This is a genomic window from Nocardia sp. PLKS1-43, assembly GCF_059510335.1.
Genome location: NZ_JCAJZQ010000001.1, coordinates 1,705,987 through 1,723,640, shown reverse-complemented (window position 1 = coordinate 1,723,640; position 17,654 = coordinate 1,705,987). Strand labels below are relative to the sequence as shown.

The 17,654-nt window shown below is 67.1% G+C and carries 17 protein-coding genes; 6 read left to right on the top strand and 11 right to left on the bottom strand.

The annotated features are described in order from the left end of the window. Positions 1–897: 897 nt before the first annotated feature. The 4 genes from AC5WS7_RS08145 to AC5WS7_RS08130 form a co-directional block, all read right to left on the bottom strand. Entirely contained in the window at positions 898–1,671 is a 774-nt protein-coding gene (locus AC5WS7_RS08145; protein WP_495953690.1) for an isocitrate lyase/PEP mutase family protein, read from the bottom strand. Positions 1,672–2,355: 684 nt separating this feature from the next. Continuing rightward, positions 2,356–3,138 carry a DUF899 domain-containing protein gene (locus AC5WS7_RS08140; protein WP_495953689.1) on the bottom strand — a complete coding sequence of 261 codons (783 nt, stop codon included), beginning with the start codon at positions 3,136–3,138 and terminating at the stop codon, positions 2,356–2,358. A gap of 29 nt (positions 3,139–3,167) precedes the next feature. Beyond that, positions 3,168–3,500, bottom strand: coding sequence for an ArsR/SmtB family transcription factor (locus AC5WS7_RS08135; RefSeq protein ID WP_495953688.1), 333 nt, complete (start codon positions 3,498–3,500; stop codon positions 3,168–3,170). Then, complete coding sequence (locus AC5WS7_RS08130; protein ID WP_495953687.1) at positions 3,490–3,924, bottom strand: SRPBCC domain-containing protein; 435 nt, start codon at positions 3,922–3,924, stop codon at positions 3,490–3,492. The genes AC5WS7_RS08135 and AC5WS7_RS08130 overlap by 11 nt, the downstream gene beginning before the upstream one ends. Before the next feature lie 482 nt (positions 3,925–4,406). On the opposite strand from AC5WS7_RS08130, the gene AC5WS7_RS08125 reads away from it, so the two are divergent. Next, a complete protein-coding gene (locus tag AC5WS7_RS08125) occupies positions 4,407–5,984 on the top strand; it encodes a glycoside hydrolase family 172 protein (RefSeq protein ID WP_495953686.1) in 1,578 nt (525 codons plus the stop codon). A 185-nt stretch (positions 5,985–6,169) separates the two neighbouring features. On the opposite strand, the gene AC5WS7_RS08120 is transcribed toward AC5WS7_RS08125, so the two are convergent. The 4 genes from AC5WS7_RS08120 to AC5WS7_RS08105 are packed head-to-tail and all read right to left on the bottom strand — an operon-like array spanning position 6,170 to position 10,322. Next, a complete protein-coding gene (locus AC5WS7_RS08120) occupies positions 6,170–7,255 on the bottom strand; it encodes an ABC transporter ATP-binding protein (RefSeq protein ID WP_495953685.1) in 1,086 nt (361 codons plus the stop codon). 27 nt (positions 7,256–7,282) lie between these two features. Then, the gene (locus tag AC5WS7_RS08115; RefSeq protein WP_495953684.1) at positions 7,283–8,167 is read right to left on the bottom strand and encodes a carbohydrate ABC transporter permease; all 885 of its coding nucleotides are present in this window, start codon (positions 8,165–8,167) and stop codon (positions 7,283–7,285) included. Further along, positions 8,164–9,009 (bottom strand): carbohydrate ABC transporter permease, encoded by an 846-nt coding sequence (locus AC5WS7_RS08110; protein WP_495953683.1) that lies wholly within the window; start codon positions 9,007–9,009, stop codon positions 8,164–8,166. The genes AC5WS7_RS08115 and AC5WS7_RS08110 overlap by 4 nt, the downstream gene beginning before the upstream one ends. A 2-nt stretch (positions 9,010–9,011) precedes the next feature. Continuing rightward, positions 9,012–10,322, bottom strand: a complete 1,311-nt coding sequence (locus AC5WS7_RS08105; RefSeq protein ID WP_495953682.1) for an ABC transporter substrate-binding protein — start codon at positions 10,320–10,322, stop codon at positions 9,012–9,014. Positions 10,323–11,183: 861 nt separating this feature from the next. Between AC5WS7_RS08105 and AC5WS7_RS08100 the strand changes: the two genes are divergently transcribed. Next, entirely contained in the window at positions 11,184–11,348 is a 165-nt protein-coding gene (locus AC5WS7_RS08100) for a hypothetical protein (protein WP_495953681.1), read from the top strand. An 81-nt stretch (positions 11,349–11,429) separates the two neighbouring features. Here the strand turns inward: AC5WS7_RS08100 and AC5WS7_RS08095 are convergent, their stop codons facing one another. After that, positions 11,430–12,398, bottom strand: coding sequence for an alpha/beta fold hydrolase (locus AC5WS7_RS08095; RefSeq protein WP_495953680.1), 969 nt, complete (start codon positions 12,396–12,398; stop codon positions 11,430–11,432). A gap of 341 nt (positions 12,399–12,739) precedes the next feature. Then, on the bottom strand, positions 12,740–13,612 hold the full coding sequence (locus tag AC5WS7_RS08090) for a class II glutamine amidotransferase (RefSeq protein WP_495953679.1): 873 nt from the start codon (positions 13,610–13,612) through the stop codon (positions 12,740–12,742). A gap of 156 nt (positions 13,613–13,768) precedes the next feature. Between AC5WS7_RS08090 and AC5WS7_RS08085 the strand changes: the two genes are divergently transcribed. Beyond that, entirely contained in the window at positions 13,769–14,872 is a 1,104-nt protein-coding gene (locus tag AC5WS7_RS08085; protein ID WP_495953678.1) for a glutamate--cysteine ligase, read from the top strand. Positions 14,873–14,931: 59 nt separating this feature from the next. On the opposite strand, the gene AC5WS7_RS08080 is transcribed toward AC5WS7_RS08085, so the two are convergent. Continuing rightward, positions 14,932–15,165, bottom strand: coding sequence for a metallothionein (locus AC5WS7_RS08080; protein WP_495953677.1), 234 nt, complete (start codon positions 15,163–15,165; stop codon positions 14,932–14,934). Between the two features lie 111 nt (positions 15,166–15,276). Here AC5WS7_RS08080 and AC5WS7_RS08075 point away from each other — a divergent pair, with 111 nt between their 5' ends. The 3 genes from AC5WS7_RS08075 to AC5WS7_RS08065 all read left to right on the top strand — a co-directional run bounded on the left by AC5WS7_RS08075 (position 15,277) and on the right by AC5WS7_RS08065 (position 17,538). Beyond that, on the top strand, positions 15,277–15,942 hold the full coding sequence (locus AC5WS7_RS08075; protein WP_495953676.1) for a cyclase family protein: 666 nt from the start codon (positions 15,277–15,279) through the stop codon (positions 15,940–15,942). Between the two features lie 884 nt (positions 15,943–16,826). Beyond that, entirely contained in the window at positions 16,827–17,279 is a 453-nt protein-coding gene (locus tag AC5WS7_RS08070) for a hypothetical protein (RefSeq protein WP_495953675.1), read from the top strand. Positions 17,280–17,319: 40 nt separating this feature from the next. After that, positions 17,320–17,538: a hypothetical protein gene (locus AC5WS7_RS08065; protein WP_495953674.1), complete on the top strand. Its 219-nt coding sequence runs from the start codon at positions 17,320–17,322 to the stop codon at positions 17,536–17,538. Positions 17,539–17,654: the final 116 nt, after the last annotated feature.

Here is a 17,654-nt window from a genome sequence, read left to right as displayed (position 1 = left end):
TCGCAATCCGGAAGGAATCTCGAGACTCATGGCTCACATCACCAACGCCGCACTAGCAGCCGTCGACGACGTGAAACGAATCCGGAAAAGCTGTGCTGTGAGCAGGCGGAACCGACACCTTGTGACACCGGAATGCGGGACCGAAATCCGCGGCGAAAACCCATCCGATCAACGTCTGTTTGTTCGCAGTTCACCTTGAATTCCCCTGCTGCTCAACGCGTTTCGAGTCAACAACAGCCCGCCCACGATGGTCACGTAAGGACCGTACCTCGACTTCGACCCCGACTCCACAATTCCGCCCGCCGAACCCGCCGCGCCCCAACGGTTTATCCCGCCCGCGCCCCCTCCGGGCAGGTCATTCGGCCTGTGGCTCAGGAATTCGAAAGGTGAAGCGGCAGCAACATTCCGCCGAGGCGGCGACCATGCTCAGGTGTCGGAAACGGCGCGCCGCGGAATCCGTGTGATAACCGAAATCGCAACCGCCGAAATATCAGTCCTCAGTAAATGGAAGGTTGCGTCCATTGGAAATTTTGTCGGCCGGCGGCTGACGGGACAGGCAAATGCACCACAGATGACCCGACCGTGAGGTTCCGAGTCATCTCTGGCAGCGGTTCGCGGTCGGCGTAGCTCAGTACCAGGCCGGTGGTTCGACTCCCGACGTTCCTGTCGCCCAGGGAATTTCGGCTGTCCCGGGGGTACGCCGGGCCACCCCGGCGTTCGAGGCGTGTTGATGTCGGGGTCCTGATGGTCCAACGTCGCTATTGTCGTGAACCCACTGCCAGGTCGGCAGCCGCGACGGTGACGGGTCCGCCGGGATGCGCTGAGTGTCATCTGGTGCGGCTCGGCAGTGCTGGAATTCCTCGGTCGGCGACGCGGCGTTCTCGGGTAGGCCGCGCGTCAGGACGTGCGCCGTTGTGCGTAGGCGAGTAGGCGTTGCTGGACCTGCGGATATGGGGTCGCGGTGACCGGGTGATCGTTGTCGCGGACCGCGCCGGCGACGCCGAGCGCGGCGTCCAGCGCGGCGCGGTAGGGCAGTGATCCGGTGCTGACCCGGCGGATGCCGAGCGCCGCGAGTTCGTCGAGGGTGAGGTCCGGGACGACGAGCACGTTGACCGGGAGGTCGATCGCGGCGGTAAGCGCGCGCAGGTCGACAGGATTGGTGGCGCCGGGTACGAAGATGCCGTCCGCGCCCGCCGCGATGTAGCGTTCGGCGCGGCGCAGCACGGCATCGACGGTTGCCTGCCGGCCCAGCCAGTAGTTGTCGATCCGGGCGTTGACGAACACATCCGGGGTCCGCTGCTTGATCGCGGTGATCTTCGCGGCGTGTGCGGCCGGTTCGATCAGGGTTCCGTCGGTGCTGTCTTCGATGTTTATGCCCGCCGCGCCCAGGTCCGCGACATACGCGGCGACCTCGGCCGGATCGTCTGCGTAGCCGTCCTCGATGTCCGCGGACACGTAGGCGGGCAGCCCGGCGAGTGCGTGCACGAGGCTGGAGGTGGCGTCGCGGCTGGCGCGGGCGCCGTCGGCGTGCCCCGCGGTGGCGCCGACACCGAAGCTGGTGGTGCCGACCGCGGGAAAGCCGGCGTCGGCGAAGGTGATGGCCGAAGCGACGTCCCAGGCATTGGGCAGCAGCAGGGGAGTGTCGGCGTGGTGCAGGTCGTGGAAGCTCATCGGATCCTCCGGGGAGACTGCGGGTGACGGCGGTGTGCACGATGTGTCCAGTCTGATCGGACGTGCCCAGGACTACGCGCCGGGGGAGCCTGCGGCACAGCCGACCACCCGGCGCGAGGGCCGTACCGCACCCATATCCTCGACGCGTACCAGCCCAGCCCGTAGCCGTGGATGCAGGCCGACCGATGACCGAGTGGAACCCCCTGTGGCTGAACGGACTCTGCGCCGCCGGAACTCGGTGCGCCGCGAATTACTCTGGGGGACAGACGGACTGGGGCGTGCGCCGCTTCGAGGCCATGCCCACGGGCAACGCAGATCCACGCCGACGACCCGCCGAGCCTGCACTTGTCCGGCACCGGCCTCGAACACGACTTCGCCGCTGTCGCAGCGGGATTCACGCCGCGGTGGAGCAACGGCCCGGGTGAAGGCGCTGTCACGCTATCTCGCCCGCAGGTTCACCATTGAGATCCCAGCTCCACGACACCGTGGAAACGATCCGGGAATACAGCCCGGGGCCGACGAGCCCGCCCGCTCCACCGGCTCGGCGAACCGGTCCACCCGGATACATCGGGCTACGCTTGGACTCCGTACCGCGAGGTCCGGCGCTGCGCTACCGCGCCGAACGGGCTGTTGCCGACTTGTCGACGCGAGCATCGACAGGCCGGCTTTCGGCGGTATCGACCGTCATTGCGTCGGCAGTGCGCAGCAGTCGTGCGGCGCTTGTTCCTTCCCGCCGCCGGCCTCGCCGCGCTCGATGGCCGCAGCGACTCTGCCCAGCCATTGCGCGCCGGTCTCGTCAACCGCTGTGGCGTACTCGTCGTGCCAGTTCCACCACTGGTACGGCGGGTCCGCGGGGTAGCCCGCGGGCGAATCCTCCCAGTTCTCCTGGCGGCCGAGGGCCGTCATATCCAGGTAGCTCCAGGTGTTGCCGAGGGTCTCGTCGCCGCGGCGGTGGATGAAATAGGTGCGGTAAACCTGATCGCCCTCGCGGATGAACGCATTCGTGCCGTGGTACTCGTCGACACCGAAATCCGCGTCGAACTCGTCGGTGATGGTGTACCAGGGCATCGACCAGCCCATCCGGGCCTTCACCTTCTCGATCTCGGGTTGCGTTGCCCGCGAGGCGAATACGAGCGTGGTGTCGCGGGCGTTGAGGTGCGCGAGGTTGCCGACGTGGTCGGCGATCATGGAGCAGCCGCGGCAGGCGTGCTCGGGCCAGCCGACCACGCCGGGCTCGAAGAACGCCCGGTAGACGATCAGTTGACGGCGGCCCTGGAACAGGTCGAGCAGGCTTGCCGGGCCCGCCGGTCCGTCGAATCCGTACTGCTTGTCCACAGCGACCCACGGCATGCGGCGCCGTTCGGCGGCCAGTGCGTCGTGCGCGCGCATCACCTCCTTCTCCTTCACGAGCAGCTCCAGACGTGCTGTCTCCCATTCGTTCTGCGAGACGATCGGCGGTGTCTTCATAACCTGATTCCTGTTCGGTTCGGATCTTTTCAGCCTCGGTCGAGGACGTCTTTCAACGCATCGAGCGGGCCGTCCCAGTCGCGCGCCAGCGCGGCCAGGAATTGTTGCGCCACCCGCATCGGCGCGGAACATAGTCGGTAACGCACCCGGCGGCGCTCTCCCGGCTTGGCGGTCACCAGGCCGGCCTCGGACAACAGCGTCAGGTGTTTGGTGATCGCCTGCCGCGTGATCGGCAGCTGGGTGGCCAGGTCGGTTGCCGTGGCGGGACCGGCGGACGCCAGCGCGGCGAGGATCGCGCGTCGGCTGGGGTCCGCCAGGGCCACGAAAACTTGTTCGGCAATCGCCTCCTGGTCAGGCCGCATCGAGGTAGCTGACCAGTTCGTCGAGCTCGCTGCGCCAGCCCCGGGTGTTGCCGTCGAACGCCGTGCGGTGCGCCTCCTGCGCGAGCTGGGCGAAACCGGACTCGACCACGGTCAGCCGGGTGCCCGCGGACACCGGCTCCAGTGTGAACTCCACATAGGTCCGGCGCGGATCCTCTTCGGGCAGCCCGAAAATGTGCCAGGTGAACCCGAATACGTGCGGCTCCTCCACCCGCTCCACCCGCAGGTCGGCGCGGTGCCCGCCTTCGTTCCAGCGCATCCATCCCGTACCGCCCGGGCGCAGCTCGATGCCTGCTTCATTACCGAACCAGGTGCCCAGCCCTTCGGCTGTGGTCAGCGCGGTCCACACCTTGGCGGGCGGATGCGCCAGCTCGATCGTCCGTTCGATGCGATCGGGGAATCCCATAAACCACCTCACTTAGTAGCAACTCAGTGGTTGCAATAGTATTGCAACCACTGAGTTGCGTCAACCGGGCGCGGGGCCGAGGTTCCGCCCACGGCCGTGCCGATTGCGAGCGGGAGGATCAGTGCCGCAACGCCGTCATCATCGGCGAGTACGGCCGATGTGCGACCCGCGTACACGCGAGGGCTCGGCCGGTCCGGAGTGCGGGACGGTCGAGCCCTCGATGGTTACGCGCAATCCGCGATCTTCTGTACCTTTGCGGCGCAGGCGGCGAAAAGGCTTCGTCGGCAACGTCATTCATGGATCTTCGCTGCCGAGAGCCGTCCGCGGCCGACAGGGCGAGCGCGGGCGGGCCGGTCGCGCCGATTCGTGAGCGATACGCGCCGACGCGGCGCGAACTCCACGGTTCGGCCTGGGTGCGCTGATAACTTCGCAGTGTCGTGCCGTTGTTTCGCAGACCGCCGCCCGGCAGGAGGTCGGCCGATATGCCGTTGTGTGCAATCGAAAATTTCGCTCGGATACTGCGCGCGGCCGTGCTGCGCGCGGCCGTCGTGTCGTGTGCCGCGGCATTGCCCGCGGCGGTGACCGTGCCGGCCCGTGCGGAACCATTCGCCCCGACACCGGGCGCGCTGGTGGGCTGGGATACCTATCGACAGCTGGATCGGTTGCCGTACCTGGCTCCCGGGGTGCGGACGCAGCAGTTCTCCAGTTATGACCGCAGCGGTGGCAACAACGACGGCAGCGGCGGTTGTCTGCACAGCGGCGGCGCGGGATGCGTGGTGGCCGAGGATCACGGTCCGGGCGAGGTCGATTCGATCTGGTTCACACGGGACCGTGGAAATGTCGCGTCCATGGGCAACATCCGGATCGAGCTGGACGGGGCAACCGTCCTCGATGCGCCGTTGCAGGCTGTGGTGAGCGGCGCCGCCGGAGCGCCGTTCGCCTTTCCGCTGGTGGCCGACGCCACTCGTTCGCCCGGCGGTGTGTACATCAAAGTCCCTATGCCGTACCGCGATTCGATGCGCGTGAGTATCGCCAGGAATTTGCAGTACTACCACGTCACCTACCGCCGGTTCCCGGATCCGGTCGGGGTGCGGACCTTCGACCGCTCGGACCGCGCCGAGGATGTGCTGGCGATGCTCCGCAGGGCGGGCACGAGTGATCCCAAACCGCCCAAGGCCAACACGCGAACACAAACGCGCACAGTCGATATCGCGCCGGGCGCGACAGTGCCGGTGGCGCGGGCGGCGGGGCCGGGCGCTGTGTCGGCGCTGCGGCTGAGGATGCCCAGCGAGGCCGCGTTCACCGGACTGCGCTTGCGAATCGACTTCGACGGCCGGCGGACCGTCGATGCACCCGTCGCGGAATTCTTCGGTCTCGGACTCGGTACTCCCGGCGCGATTCCGGTGCGGTCACTGATGTTCGCGGCGGATCCCGCCCCCGGCGGATGGCTCTCGGCATGGTGGCCGATGCCGTTCATCGCCGATGCCGCTGTGAGTCTGGTGAATCCGACGGGAGCACCGGTACGCGGGGTCGACACCGATATGGTTGTCGACCCGGATCCGCAATGGGCAGTGGCGCTGAGCGCGGGCGCGGCGGGACGTTTCGGCACTCGCTCACACGCGGGACCGACTGTGCCGAACCAGGATTGGAGTTTCGCCGACGAACTGGGCCACGGCAAGTTCGTCGGAGTTTCGCACACGATGCGTGGTCACCGAATCGGCACGCCGTCGGGCTTCCGGTGGCCGGCGTTCCTGGAGGGAAATGAACGCGCCTATGTCGATGGCGCATCGACGCCGCAGATCCCGGGAACCGGTACCGAGGACTTCTACGAGGGCGGTTGGTTCTTCGATTTCGGGCGGCGGTTCAGTCTGCCGCTGACCGGTTCGCCGACCGAGCAATCAACCGGCCCCGAATGCGCTGACTACTGCCTGACCGCGTACCGCTTGATGCTCCCCGATGCCGTGAACTACCTGTCCTCGCTACGGTTCGGAATCCAGCACGGCCCCTTCGACGACGATCAGCCGGCCGACTACGGCTCGACCGCCTTCCTGTACCGGTAGTCCGGCGGACGCGCCGGAACCCGCCAGCCGATCACCGGCAGGATCGACGGCGCCGGGTGAACCCGGTAGCAGCGCGCCCAGCGTCTCCGGGGGGCGAGCGACGTCGCGAGCCACGGGATATGAGCCAGCGGCTCGGCTGCTGTGATGCCGCGTTCAACTCGTCCGTCGGGGAGAGCGGGCCGGCGTCAGGTCGGCAGCAGCAGGCCGGTTTCCGGGTCGTACCAGCGATAGGATTGCCCGGGCAGGCGGAGCGACAGCGAAGTGCCGGGTTCGGCGCGGAAGGCCGGTGGCGCTTGGACTTTCAGCGTCTGCCCGGCGACGGTGGTGGTGAGCAGGGTGGCCGAGCCGAGGGGTTCGAGCACCTGAAGTTCGGCGACTATCGCGGGACCGCGGTGCTCGTCGTTCACGACGATGGACTCGGGGCGGATGCCGAGCCTGATCGTCTTGCCCGCGAAGGTGGACAGGGCGGCGGGTGCGGCCAGCGATTGGTCACCCAGGTCGAGCCGGGGGCCGGACTCGCCGGCCGCGATGGTCCCGGTGAGGAAGTTCATGGGCGGACCGCCGAGGAATCCGCCGACGAATTCTGTTGCGGGAACGTCGTATACGTCGGTGGGTGTGCCGCACTGAACCACCACGCCCGCGCGCATGACAGCCACCCGATCGCCCAGCGACAACGCCTCCACCTGGTCGTGCGTGACATAGATCGTGGTGGTGCCGAGCTCGGCGACCAACTTCTTCAGTTCGGCGCGAAACGACATGCGCAGCAGGGCGTCCAGATTCGACAAGGGCTCGTCCATGAGCAGGACGTCGGCGTCCATCACGATCGCGCGGGCCACCGCGACCCGCTGGCGTTGTCCTCCGGACAGCTTCGCCGGATAGCGATCGAGATACGGTGTGAGCTGTAGCAGTTCGGCGGCCCAGGCCACCTTGCGCCGTACCTCCTCGCCTGATACCCCGCGCATCCGCAGCCCGAAACCGATGTTGTCGGAGACCTTCTTGTTGGGGAACACCGCGTAGGACTGGAACACCATCGACAGGTTGCGCCGTCGCGGTTCGAGATAGGTGACGTCTCTGCCGCCGATCACGATCTGCCCGGAATCCGGCACCTCCAGTCCGGCGATCATCCGCAGCAATGTCGTCTTGCCGCAGCCGGAAGGCCCGAGCAGCACCACGAATTCGCCGTCGGCGATCGCGAGTGATACGTCGTCGGTGGCGCGGGCCGTGCCGTCGGGATAGGTCTTCACCAGGTCGCGCAGGACCACCTCAGCCATCGCAGATCCCTGTCGTCGGAAGGTCTTTCATCGAAGCGTGGTCCCCCACATGTTCACCAGATAACGGCGCATCACCAGGATGAACAACAGCGCCGGGATGATCAGCGCGAACCCGCCCGCGAAGCGGTACGGCGCCGACGCCTCCGACAGCGAGGTGAGCACCTGTGCCGGCAACGTCCGGTGGCCCAGTGTCACGATCGTCGCTCCCAGGATCTCGTTCCAGGACAGCACGAAGGTGAAGATCGACGAAGCGGCCAGCCCCGGAAGTGCCAGCGGCACCACCACTTTGCGGGCGGCCTGCCAGCGCGTGCAGCCGAAGACCTGCGCGGCCTCCTCCAGATCGGCCGGCACCGCGACGAAGATGCTCGCGGTGATGAGCACCGTGGTCGGCAGGGCCAGTGTGGTGTGCACGAGCGTCACGGCCAGCACGGTGTCGTAGATGTCGGCGTGCAGGAAGATCGTCGCCAACGGCACCGACAGCACCACGATCGGCAACGCGCGGACCAGCAGAATGAAAACCTGGTAGGTGTCCTTGCCGCGGAACGCGTAGCGCGCCAGCGCATACCCGGCGGGCGCGCCGACAACGAGCGACCAGAACACCGTGTAGAGGCCGACCAGCACCGAATTACCGAAGGCGGGTATCGTTCCCGTCGCCCGGAAGAACGACGACAGCGTTTCGCCCGAAAAGCTTTCGGGAATAAACGGTTTCGGAAACTTGTCGAGGGCCTCGCGGGAGGACACCGCCGAGAGCCCGATGAGCACGATCGGCAATGCCATGAACACCGTCACCGCGATGCACCCCAGCTGGACACCTATCGCCCGCCACCGCCGCCTGCGCAGCGGTGCCCGGTCGACCGGCGGAAGGACGGTTCGCGACTCGGCGGCAACGGTATTCGGGATCACCTCGCTCATCGCGCGGCCTCCGGCTGTCGCACGGTCCGCAGATACAACACCGCGGTGCCGAGTGAAATAGCGAGCACGACAAGGGAGACGCAGCTCGCCACCGCGGGATTCTGCAGATTCGAATACCATTGATATGTCTCGCCGACCAGCAGCGGGAAATCTCGCCCGGTCAAAGCCTGTGCGACCGCGAAAGCCTGCAGTGCCAGGATGGTTCGCAGGATCAGCGCCGCCTGCAGGCTCGGTGCGAGCAGCGGCAGCGTGACGTGTCGCAGTCGCTGCCACAGGCCGGCGCCGAAAACTTGTGCGGCCTCGTCGTAATCTCGCGGGATCAGCTGCACTCCCGCGACCACTATGACGAATACCAGCGAAGTGGCGCGCCATATCTCGGCGAGCCCGACGGCCAACAGCATGGTGCCGGTGTGCTGGTAATTCAGCCATTGCACTCCGTCGCGGGACAGCCCGAGCCATACCAGCAGCGAATTCAGGTATCCACGATCGCCGAAGATCGATAGCCACACCAGGCCCGCGGCCAGTTCGGAGATCGCCAGTGGCAGGCACCAGAGGTAGAAGTGCCCGCCCGCGAATCCGGGCCGGGCCTGCAGCAGCAGCGCCATCCCGACGGCGAGCACAAGCTGGATCGGGACGACGATGACGAGCAGCAGCAACGTATTCCGCAGCGCTTTCAGGAAGTACGGATCACCGAACAGGCGTTGCCAGTTGGCCGGCGTGAAGCCGTGACCGTTTCCGAAGGCGGCCAGCACGCCCTGCAGCAGCGGCCAGCCGAACAGGGCCGCCATCAGTACCAGCGAGGGCAGCAGCAGCATCCATGGGGAGCGCAGTCGTCCGGTCATGGCTACCCGACCCGGCACAGTTCGGCGGCCGGGTCGGGGGCCCAGCACGGTACCTTCAGGTCGTCGAGAATGCCTTGCAGCACCCGCGCCTGCTGATCCAGGGTCGATCGAATATCTGCCCCGCCCAGCACGATCGAGCGAAAACAGTCTTGGAACACCTTGCTCACCTCACCTTCGCGCCGGCCGAGGCCCACCGGCGGCAGCGAGACGATCGCGCCCGGCGCCTGCTGCTGGCGTCGCACCGCATCGGCCTCGAGTTCGATCGCCGGGGGCAGATCTCCTGGGATCGCCGCACTGACCGCGGGGAAGAAACCATTGGAGCGCAGCAGCGCAATCTGCTTGTCCGGCTGGGTCAATGCGGTGATGGTGCGCTGCGCCAGCTCGAAATCGGGGCAGCCGCGGGGAATTGCCAGCCCAGCCAGCACGGCCATGTAGCCCAGTCCGTGTTTGCCGCGGGGCGCGGGCAGCATCCGCCAATTCCGGGGATCGCGTTCGGGCGCGTGCACCAAGCGCACCACGTGATCCCAGGCCACGCGCACCTCGCCGCTCTCGAGCGGCTCCTGCATGAAGTCGTAGGCCGTGCTCGCCGGGACGCAGTTGGCCCACAGCTCGCGCAGGTACTCCCAGGCGGTCACGGCCTCGGCGGAACGAAACGTGGTCATCTGACCGCCGGTGAAGGACGGCAGCAGATAGCCTTGAATGAACCTGTGCAGCAACCCTTTCGGGCCCGCGGGCAGACCCAGCACAGGGCGATTGCCGTTGGCGCGGCGGGCCGCGACGGCCCAGTCGAGAAATTGGTCGTAGGTCAGCGCCGCGGCATCGACGCCGGAGGGCAGGTGCTCCAGCGCGTCGGTGTGTGCGGCGAGTACGTAACTTGCCGTGGCCCAGGGGATGTACCAGGTGCGGTCGGTGCCGGATCGCGCGAGCCGCAGGTAATCCGGTGACCAGCCGCGGTTTCCGAGCTCGAGGAGCAGGCCGGTCAAGTCCTGCAGGTATGTCGGGGCGAGCGGGGCAAGATCGCCGTGCAGACCGGCGAGCAGCCCGATCTTCGTCGAGCCCGCTCCCACCTGACTGTGCACCTGCGTCGAGAAGGGGCCCTCCTCGACGGTCACGTAACTGACGCCGGGTGCGGTCCGGCCCAGCAGGGCCCGGAAGCGTTCGGCCTCGTCCACGGGCCGAAACTGGGTGGACAGCATGATCATTGCGCCGCCGCCGGTGGTCGCGAAGCCGGTACATGCCGCCGCGGTGAGCGCTGCCGCGCCGATACCCGCCGCGTGCAGCAGGGATCTGCGCGTCGTTCCCGGTGGTGGCATCCCTTGCCCCCCTGCAGCACTGACAGTGACGTACGGCACGTTGCAGGGTGGAACTTAAGTGGCCCGAAGCCGATTGTCAAAGGAACCGACGGGTGCTCAGCCCGGCACCGGCCCGAACAGCACAGCGGTGACACCCGTGAACACCCACACCGCCTGGTAGCTGGAACAGCGCCGCGCCCAGAGGAATCGGGATGAAGTACTGCGCCCCGCCTCGAATGTGTCAGTGCTGCCCCGATTCTCGGCAGGCCGCCCGGCCGGGGTGCTGCTCGATCTCGCCGATGAGCGGACCTGCCGGCCGGCCCGGCGAAACATGAACGGAGACAAGAGGTCCGGGCCAACGTATCGACCCGGGCAACTGCAGTCCCACGGGCAGCGAGTCCGCGTCCTGCGGACCGCGGGTGCTGGTCGGCTTCGACGGCAACCCCAACGGCCCGCATGAGGTGACCGAGCGCTCGAGCACTGTCCGCGTTCATAGAGGCTCGAGTGGGCCCTTCGGGAAGGCCCGCTCAGCGCGGCCGCCGCGACGATGGCTCGCCGCGGAGTGATGCGTTTCCCGCTGATCGAAGCCGACCAGCAGTTGGCCGGGGCCGGCCGGAAAGATGCGCTCTCGGTGACAGACCGGCGTCCCGAAGACCAAGTAGGCTTACGAAAGTCCCCGGGCGGCGGGTCGTCGGGCAGCGATCAGGGTGCAGGTGAAGTATCTGTTGCTGCCGGACCCGCACGGCCGATGCCGGAGACGAAAGTCCTGAGCCGTGCGAGTCGTGCGGCTCTGTCCGGCGAGGGACGCTGCGATGAGACTGTGAGATGGACGTCCGGGTCGTGATCGGCGCCGGTCTGCCGAGGCTACGACAGGAGCGCGCCATGGTCCAGAACAGACCCGAGCACCAGGACGTCGATGATTCCCGTAATCAGGTCATCTGGCCCGACCCCAGTCCGTTGAGTTCCTGGTGGGAAGCGGTGATGCACGCCGGCGTCCGCCCGCGTCCCGCCTCGGGCAGTTCCCCGGCGGGCGAAGTGACCGCATAGGCCTGTGGGGGACACGCTCAGCACTACTGCCACCACCTGCGAGGCCCGCTGGATGTCCGTGCTCGCGTCGGAAGATTCGTCTCATCCGATGCTCGCTTCGCGATCGAGCGGACTGCCGTTCGTCCCGGACCTCGGAGAGCGGCGCGCCGGAGTTCGGATCTCGGGGCCCACGCTCGTGCGTGGACGTGGAACCGACCGGGCCTGGACCGACGCCTGAGACGGAACGCCGCACCCTGTCGGCGAATAGTTCATGGCCTGGCACACCACACGAGCGAACCGGTCGGGGTCGGACAGCAGCCAGCTGTGGCCGCCGCCGACCGTGATCACGCGGATGGCGTCGTGGGCGGCGCACAGCGCCGCGCTGGCGGCGGCGGGGACGACCGCATCGCCGCGGCTCGACACGACCGTGACCGGTATGCCGCGCTCGCTCACTTCGCCGAGTTCTCGCACCAGATCCGCGGTGCGGGCCAGGCGGCCGGTCCGCCACAGCGCCACCGGATTGGCCACCGCCGCGGGGATCACCTCTCGCGCGATCGCGGGCAGCACACGCGGCGATTGGCGGACCGGGAGCAGGTCCAGATAAAGGTGAGCGATCCAATCCCACAGCGGCCGATCGGCCATCGGAACAACGGAACCGCTCGGGCCGGTGCGCCACACCGGCCCGCCGACCGCGTTGATCAGCATCAGCCGCGAAACCAGCCCCGGTGATTGGTGCGCGGCCACGGCGGCCACACTGCCGCCGAACGAATGCCCGATCAGCACGACAGGACCGGTGTCGAGCGACCTGAGATACTCGCTCACCCACGAGCCGTATCCGCGCAGACTGTCCTGGCCCGCCGGTAGCCCGGCGCTGCCACCGAAACCTGGCATGGTCGGCGCATGAACCCGGATCCCGCGGCGTTCGAGCCGCCCCAGCCCCGTCCGGTAGGTGCGCCCCGCCAGACCCCAACCGTGCAGGAACACGACGCTGTGACCGGCAGCGGTCCCGGATACCCGAACCGGGCCGGCCACACCGGGCCCGCGTGAAGCGGGCGCCGATGTGATTTCCATCACTCCAATATCCGCTCTGTGCGGATGTCGCTACAGGGCCGGCGGCCGATCGGCGCAAGGCCCAAAGCCATGGCCGGGCCGGGACCTTCGCCGAGTACAAGTCTCGTGCGGCGCGAGCCATGCGGGACCGATCACTGGCCGCCCCCGGGGCCGGAACCAGGCGGGCGGTGAACCGGTCACCGGCAGTCCGGCAGCTCTGTCTGCGGTACCCGGCTCGCCGAACAACTGGTTGCGCGCGGCGGACCACGGCTATGTTCGTCTCCAACGAGATCGATTCAGCCGCAGGCTGATTCATCGCGAGGTGCCGGTTGCGCGGCGTTGTCTCGCAGGCACTGGGCCGGTTACCGAGCCGATGCCGGATGCTGTGAGGCCGCGGCGGTGGGGCCGAGGTCCGCACGTGTGAGCTGGTGTCGCGGCGGATCGGGCAGCGCTGTGCGTTCGGTGATCGTCAGGTTGGCATCGACGTGCACCAATGTGCCGGGGGCGAGAAGCCGCCAGGCTGGGTCGTCGTTCATCGGCTCACTGGCGAACACGACGGAAGGCTGTGTCTCGAGGTGCTCGGACCGCGCGTGAATACGGGAGGTTTTCAGCTCGAAGTCGGCCTGTTCGGGTAGATCGCGCCGGTCGAGTACGTAGAGCTCGTGAGGCTCGGGATAGCGCAGCGCCCACACGTCCGTCGCCGTGCTCAACAACAGGTTGACCGCGTAGATCTCCACGTTTCGCGCCAGCCACCGCATGGCGTCGAGCAGACCCGCTTCGACATCTCCCTCCGCTGCCCGGATCGAGGCGGTGATCAGGGCGAATACGCGCTCGCTGTCGGTCTGCCCCAGCACCAGGTCGGTGGCGCGCAGTTGTGCGAGCCGTGCATCGAGTACGTCCAGTCCGCCGACCATGCCGTTGTGCGCGAAGATCCGGTCGTCCTGCAGGAAAGGGTGCGTGTTGCGCACCTCGAGAGCACCGGTGGACGCGTACCGGACATGAGCCACGAACGTCGTCCCCGTCATTTCGTGAGCTTCGAAGGCGAATGCGCTGTCCTGCCACGCCGCGATCGGTTGCTTGCTCACCACGGCCGAGCCGTCGCCGGTGAACACACCCAAGCCCGTGCCATCGGGATTGCGGGTGCTCTGCGCGGACAGGTTGTCGCGCGCGTCCAGCAACCAGAACGTCGCCGTCACCACGGAACGCCCGGCGTGTAGGCCGAACAGGCGGCACATGCTGCCAACATACGCCGTGGAATGCGCTCGTTACGCAGGATGCCGAGAACAGCTTCGCGAGCCGGGTTACCGATAAGCCGGCGGATTCGCCCGCTGGAGCGTCAACGTCGGCTGACACATCCGGGAACCGCGACATCGGCGAGTAATCTCGTGGCTATGGACGTCGCCTCCGTGACCGTCGGCGTTGAGGAAGAGTTTCTCCTGGCAGATCCGCAAACCGGTGCACCTGTCGCGAAAAACACCGAGGTGGCACGGATGGCGGCGGCAGCCGGTATCCACCTGAAACTGGAGCTGACCCAATGCCAGGTCGAGACGAACACCGGCGTGCACTGCACAACGGCGGGCTTGCTCCAGGAATTGCGTGAGTTGCGTCGAGACGTCGCCGAGTGCGCTGAAGAGAACGGCGCCCGCCTGCTGGCAGTGGCGATTCCGCCAACGGTGCCACTCAGATTTCCGGTCACCCGTACGCCACGGTTTCAGCGGATCGCCGAGGGTTTCGGCATGCTCGCACATGAACAGGGGTTGTGCGGCTGTCACGTCCACGTCGGAGTTCCGGATCGAGAAATCGCGATCCAGGTCAGCAATTTCCTGCGCCCGTGGTTGCCGCTGTTCCTGGCGCTGACCGCGAATTCGGCGATCTACCGCAGTACCGAAACCGGCTTCGCGAGTTGGCGCAACATTCTGTGGCGGCGTTGGCCGAGCGCCGGACCGCCACCCTATTTCACCTCGGCCGATCAATACGACGCCACGGTAGCCATGATGATGGCCAGCGGCTGCATTCTCGACGAGACGATGGTGTATTGGGATGTCCGCCCGTCGCTGGCCTTCCCCACGGTCGAGATCCGCGTCAGCGACATACCCGCCACAGTCGAGGAGACCGCGCTGCTCGCGGCTCTGGTGCGGGCTGCGGTGGTGACAGCGCGAATGTCCTTGGCCGAGCGGCGCACAGCGCCGCCGGTCCCGGTGGAGACGCTGCTCGCCGCGTATTGGAAGGCCGCACGCACCGGCATCGACGGCGACGGCATGGACCCGGTGAACGGTCACGTAACGGCTGTTCGCGAACTACTCGACCAGCTTGTGGATGCACTGGGATTCGCCTTGAAGGAGCTGGGTGACGACGCGTTCGTCACCGACACCATCGCGACGGTACTTGCCCGCGGTAATGGCGCACGCCGCCAGATCAACGCCTTTCGTGCGCATCGAGACGTTCGCGACGTGGTCACCGAACTGACGAACGCGACCCTGCAAGGCTGCGCGTAGCGCGAAGCGGAGTTCTCGCCGGTCTTCTCCCGTCCGCCGGATCACGGACGGGACGCGGGTCAAATGTGGTCGACCAGTCCCTTGGCGCCTTCGGACAACGCGCAGTGCGCGCAGCAGAAGAAGCGCCCGCCTGCCTCCACACCGTGGCCGATGATCCGGCACTGACAGTGCTCGCAGATGGGTGCCAGCCGGTGGATAGCGCATTCGAAGCAGTCGAATACGTGCCGGGCGCCCTGCGCCTCGACCGTGAATGCCATCTTGTACTCGTTGCCGCAAACTTCGCATTGGGCCATCGAACAATGATATGCCACAGCTACTGATCAGCAATCGAATACGGCATGTCGCTCATGATTCCGGTTCTCACTCGTCCGCGCACAGTGGGATCGACCGGTACGGTCCCTGGTATGAGCAGGGTTGTCGTGGAGCTGTCGCATCCGATTTCGGAGGGCGTGATCACCTGTGCCGGCCTGCCGGACCCGCGGATCACCAGGGAGCTTTCACCCGAGCGGCTGAACGGGATGACCCACGACATCGCACGCGTGAATATGGTCGGCAATACCGGCACGTATATCGAAGCGCCTTTTCAATTCCGCGCCGACGGCGCGGATATCGCCGAGTTGCCGCTGGAACGGCTGCTCAACGTGGCGATCGTGATGATCCGCGCGCTGGGGATCCGCGCGGTCGGTCCGGATGTGCTCGGGGATCCCGCGCGGTTGTGGGGCAAGGCGGTGCTCGTGCACACCGGATGGTCGGTCCGGTGGGGCACGCCGACGTACCGGAGTCCGGCCCATCCTTTCCTGATCGGCGAGGTCGCGGATGCGTTGGCCGCCGCGAATGTCGCGTTGGTCGGAATCGACTCGCTCGACATCGACGACACGGCACTGCCGACGCGGCCGTGCCACCACGCGCTGCTTGGTGCGGGAATTCCGATCATCGAGCAGATGACGAACCTGGACGCGGTTCCCGACACCGGTGCCAGACTGGTCGCACTGCCGACACCGGTGCGCGGGATGGGCTCGTTTCCGTTGCGCGCTGTCGCCTGGACCGATCACGGCGGCGTCGGCGGCTGATCGGCGCTTCCCGTCTGTGCGAGCCGGGCCGCGCCCCACTCCGCCGGGCTGTTTTACGGCACACCATGTTCGGGCTGTTTTACGGGTCACCATGTTGGTGACAGGCCGGGGTCGTCACTATGCGGTGACGGTCGCGTCTGGGCGCGCCCCGCGAGCCCGGCGCGGCGACCGCGACGGGCGTATCCCTCGACAGCGACAGGCCGAAACCCGTGTTGACGGTCGAGTTCCGCCCGAATATTCGCCGACGGCCCACGAACTCGTGCGTTCGATGCCGGCTACACCGCGGGTGCGGGCGGCCTCGAAATCCGTACGCCCCCGAGAAGCCGGCCGTGAATGCCGTTTTCGGTATCGACCGGCGTCACCGTCAAGGGAAACCTTTCGGCGGCAAGCTCTTTCGTGGAGCAGTTTCCAGATGGCCGAGTTCGCGACGGATACGTCGCATCGCTCAGTGCCCTCGGGCGGTCAACACGGTTCTGAGCACGTGCTCGACCGCGGACTCGAACAGCGCTCCGCGCAGCTCGTTTCGTTCGGCGAGGTTGCGGGCGGCGAGGTCGAGCATCTGGTCGGGGGCAGGCGACGCACCATGAGGGCGGCGACGTCTTCCAGGTCGAGGTCGCTGTTCGCATTGTCCAGCCTGGTCAGGGCGAACGCGACGACGATTTCCTCGTCGGTCATACTTCGCCTCCGTCGCTCGATCGGGTGGCCCCGCCGTGGGGCGGCCAGCTCAATGCTACGACGTCGGCCGCTTCGCCTGGCGTGCCGATCGGACCGTCTCGGTTCCTTCCGATCGGTAACGACTTGGCCCGGGCGTACGACATTGCCTGTGCAACAAGATACTTCGGCACATCTGGCGCTACGGGGCTGGTGAACTCTCGGGAGGCTTCATGAAAGCACGCACATTCGTCGGTGTGGCGGTCGCCACGCTCGCGGTCTCGATGGCAGGTACCGCCGTCGCGGATGCCGCGTCACCCGGTGTCGACGTGACACCGTATCTGGTCGGCACTACCGCGTACTTCAGTGCCGATGGCGCGAACTGCTCGATTCAGTCCAACGGTGACGTGGGCTGTGACATTCCGGCCGGTATGGCCAAGTGGTACAACGTCATTCCGGTCACCGACCTGTCGATCGACCTGCCCTTCCTGCCCGCGCATCCCACCTTCGGGCTGGTCGGGCAGCACGGGCGAGCGGGCAGCCTGGCGTTGCCGGAGGGGGACGGGTACGGCAGCACCATCAGCTATGCCGGAGCGACGTGTTCCGGTGGCGGCCGCGGCGCCGTCAGTTGCAGTTCGAAGGGGCACAGCTTCAGCTTCGGCTGGTCGGGCACTCAGACCAGTTGAACAGCCCCGCGGCTCCGGTCGGGTGCCCGCACATGCTGACATGGACCCGACCGGACAGCGGCTGCGCACGAAATCCGCGCAGCACCGCCGCAGCGGTGTTCGCGGCCAGGCCGGTCGGAGCATCACCGGTACGCAGCAGCGGATCGAGCTGGTTGACGGTGCGAGTCCGCCTGGCGGACTGATTGTTTCGCCGCTCGTCCAGCATCCGCAATGCGCCGGCGTGTTCATCGTCGACGACGGGCTTGCCGCCGCCTCGTAGCGGCGGCAGGTGGTGCGCCGGCGTCGATCAGCCCGACCACGAACCGCTGGCAGAGATGTGAGTCGGAACCTCGGACATTTGCCACGGTGGCCGGTGTACGCGGTGGTCATCGGGCA